At 60.5% G+C, this 3,932-nt stretch carries 2 pseudogenes; one reads left to right on the plus strand and one right to left on the minus strand.

The annotated features are described in order from the left end of the window. Positions 1-67 precede the first annotated feature (67 nt). Positions 68-1,335: pseudogene (locus HAP54_RS51130) on the minus strand (IS256 family transposase). A gap of 1,508 nt (positions 1,336-2,843) precedes the next feature. On the opposite strand from HAP54_RS51130, the pseudogene HAP54_RS52745 reads away from it, so the two are divergent. Beyond that, positions 2,844-3,146, plus strand: a pseudogene (locus HAP54_RS52745) (formyltransferase family protein); the annotation flags it as partial. Positions 3,147-3,932 lie beyond the last annotated feature (786 nt).

The following is a 3,932-nucleotide window of genomic DNA, read 5'->3' on the forward strand; positions in this document are numbered from 1 at the left end:
GCGGGTGCCGTCCGGGATGTGGTTGGAATCTGGAGTGGGCAATCTCCGACATTGTGAAGCCATCTGATTACGCGGCGAGGTCAATTGGCTGATCGATGGGTTTGGTGGCCAGCGTTTTCCAGCCGTCGACCTTGCGCATGTTGATCTGGCCGGAAGCGAGCAAAGCCCAGAACAACATTGCCGCGGTGTCCGCTGATGGCAACACGGCCTGCGTCTTGATCCGTCGCTTGAACTCTTCGTGCAGCCGCTCGATTGCATTGGTGGTGCGTGCGCTCTTCCATTGACTCGGCGGCAGTCGCGTGAAGGTGAAGAGCCGGTCGCCGGCTTCCTGCCGGCTGTCGGCCACCGCACGATGCTTGAGCCGCCACTTGCGGATGAAGGCCTTGCGCCGCGCCTCGATCTCCTCGCGAGTCGCCCCGCAGATCATGTCGTTGTAGTCAGCGGTGATCTCCTCATGCAGGCGCTCGGGCGCATGCGCCAACAGGTTGCGGTGCTTGTGGACCGTGCAGCGCTGCACTGGCACGCCGTCCCATACCGCGGCGATCGCAGCCTCAAGCCCTGGCGCGCCGTCGACGATGAGGAACTCGGGCCGCCGCAGCTCACGCCGGATAAGATCGTCGAGCACGGGGCACGCCAGGCTTCGGTGCTCTCGCCACCCATACTCTTGATCGCGAGCAACACTTTCTGACCGTCCGCACGCACACCGATGATGACCAGCAGCGAGATAGCGGTCGCCTTGCGGTCGAGCCGCACCCGCACCACGGTGCCGTCGAGGATCAATCGCACGATCGGCTCCGCGGCCAGCGAGCGGGCATTCCAGGCGTCCCAGTCGCTCTTCACCTTGCGCCACACCCGGCTCACCGTGTCCTTGCCGACTGCGCCAGCGAACAGAGCGCTGAGCGCCCGGCGCACACGGCGCGTGTTGGTGCCGGCCAGGTAGCAGCTGGCGATCAGCGCGTCGGCGGCCAGCGTGCGGCGCTGGTAGGCCCGCAGCGATTGGCTCTTCCACTCGGTGGTCTTGCCGTCGGCCGTGTTGAGCCGCGCGCGCGGGACCGCGATCTCAATCGGCCCGAAGCTGCCGGTCAGCGACCGCGGTCGGCTGCCATGCCGATGCCCCGTAATGCCGGCCGTCCCCTCGCGGCTGGCCATCTTGATGCGTTCGTACCGCGGGCGCGCAAGGGCCACATCGAGCTCGCTGCGGATCAATTCTTCAATGAATTCCCGCGCTCGTTCCCGCACCGCAGTTTCGATCGGATCGAACCAATCGTCGAAAAGCTGGGGAGCCGCCTCGTCTCCACACTGCGGCGAATGCGTCTTCGTGATATTGCTGCTCATGGCGTGGTCTCCGGTCCGGCGCTCCAACGCTGGATGATTCGAGGTTGATCACCTCGGAGACTACGCCACCTTCAATTCCAACCAACCCCGCGACGGGACCATCGAGCGCCGGCGGCGTGACTGACACAAACTGAATGATGCATGCCGGGCGGCTCGCGGCGATTCCTGGTTCGGTCTGCTCACGGCCACAGCGACTGTCGTGATGATTGCCGATGCCAAAGCGGTTACGTGACGCGAGTTTGCCGACTGGTTTGGATGGGTTCCTCGACAAACAGCTACGGGCGGGCACCTGAAGTTGCTTGGCATCAGCAAACGCCGAACTCCTAGTTGCGCACGCTGTTAATCCAATGGCGCTCGATCTGCGTTGACGGCGAATCGCAGCTGGGATGGATCATGAGTTTGGTCAAGTGTCGGCCGATGAAGGTGGCGATAGTGAATAAGACAGCACGCACGCTATGGGCGCTTTGGCTCATGGGGGCAGCTATAGGCCGATCCAAGCATCATAATCTCAGCCGCGCCGGCGCCGTCTCTGCAACCCTGAGCCGCTCCGACGGCACGGGCGCTACCGTCGTGTCGTCGGCGAGCCAAAAAGTGGAAGCTTGACTATATGCAGCAATCAAAGGGCCCGATTGACAGGCCGCGTCTCGGCCGCCCAATAACATTAGATCATACCGCAAGATCGCGTGACACTTGGTGTTTCAACGTCAAGCGTTCGATCATGAGTCGCCATCGGAAGATCCCCCTCAGGCAGATGTCCGAGTTCGGCACGAGAAGCAACCCTCTGAGTTTGAAGTCGTCATGTTTCGCCATGTCCAGCTGAAGACGTTATGTCCGAAATTGGACACTGAGGCTTAAGTATTTCGGCGCCGCGGCGAAAAGCACGTGCTCTTTCGCTCTTCAACCCGGATTTGTAAAGCTTCTTTGTGGCACGCGGATTGCTATGAGACGGTGAAGGATCTGTGGGGCCATGGCGGTCCCGCGGTGACCCGCCCGCACAGTCAGATGAAGCTTGTTCGACTGAGTCAACTCACCGCCATAGACGCTGCACTGTTAAGTGGTCCGGCCGAATGACGCTTGGTCGCGGAGGCGCCGCTGTCGTTATTCGAGCTGGTAGCTCTCTAAGTTGGTCGGATTCGATGAGCGTTCACGCGGCAGCTCTCGATCAAATCCTGACCAGTGCGGCAGGTCCAAGTCTCTATGGTACGGGCGCCTTGGGTGGAGCTGCTCAACCTACGCGACGGATTGGCTGAGCGATGAAGATAGTACATCAGTCTCCTCCGATGCGCACAGATGCTTACGGGCCAAGCGACAGTAGCAGGCAGCAGGCTGCAACTCCGTCAATTTATTCTAGCGTCTTTGTTGGTAGTGGTACGCTAGCCATAAGGTGCTTGCAGCTAGCAAAGGAGATGGGTCACGACATCCGCGCGGCGCTGTGTGCCGACGCTACATTCGCCGATTGGGCCGCTCGCGCCAATATCCTATGTGTGGTGAGCGTTGAAGAGCTCTCCATGTTGCTGAAGGCCGAGCCGGTGGAATGGATTTTTTCCGTTGCTAATCCGTTCGTGCTGCCGCCGGAGGTGTTTGGGCGAGCCCGTCAAGGCGCTTTCAACTACCATGACGGTCCATTGCCGCGATATGCAGGAACCCATGCGACGTCCTGGGCGCTTCTTGCCGGGGAGACCGAACATGGCATCACGTGGCATCGTATCGCTCATGGGGTTGATACTGGTGAGCTGGTAGTACAGCGCCAAGTGTTGATTGCGCCGAGTGATACGGCATTGACGCTGAATCTCAGATGTTATGAGGCTGCTATCGAGGGCTTCCGCGAGCTTCTAACTGGCTTAACAAATGGAGAGCTCGGTGCTCGTCCGCAGGCGCTAGCGGACCGAAGTTTTTTCCCGAAACGTCGCCGCCCAGATGCTGCGGGTTGTCTGCGATGGGATCGACCAGCGCAGGGTCTGGCAGCGATGACACGTGCCTTGGACTTTGGCCCCTATCATGCCAATCTGTTGGGTCTGTCCAAGGTTTTTGTAGGCGATGACTTCGTCCCCGTCAGGCGCTTGGAGGTGACGGCCGGGAGCTCGGGCTTTGCGGCGGGGTCTCTAGTTGAAATCCACCCTAGCCATTGGCGTGTCGCGACAGGCACAGAGGATGTTGATGTTTGGTTTGGCAGCTCAGATGGTCAGGCTCTGGACGCGCGGACAGTCGCGAGGCGTTCTGGTTTCGATGTAGGCGGCCGCCTCCCGATTCTGAGCGATGACGAGGCCCGGAGCATAACGGTTGCGCATGAATTGTTGGCGCCTCGGGAGAGTTTTTGGCGAGGGCGGCTTGAGAAGTTCAAAACATACCAGCTTGCTTTTTTGCCGTCTGCAAAAGCTGCGGCTGGGCTCAGATGGCAGTCTAGTGCGTGGCGAATTCCAGAAGAGTTGCTTGGGCTGTCCCCCAGTGATCGCGCGGAATTCTTGCTAACTGCTTGGCTGGTCTATCTCGCCCGCATCACGGGGGAATCAGAGCTTCAATTGGGATGGACTCCCGCGCCGAATGGATCGCGAGCCGGCGTGAAAGCGCTCGAGGTGCTTGTTGCGTCTGTCGTGCCG

The sequence above is a fragment of the Bradyrhizobium sp. 2S1 genome (assembly GCF_011516625.5).
GTDB lineage: Bacteria > Pseudomonadota > Alphaproteobacteria > Rhizobiales > Xanthobacteraceae > Bradyrhizobium > Bradyrhizobium septentrionale.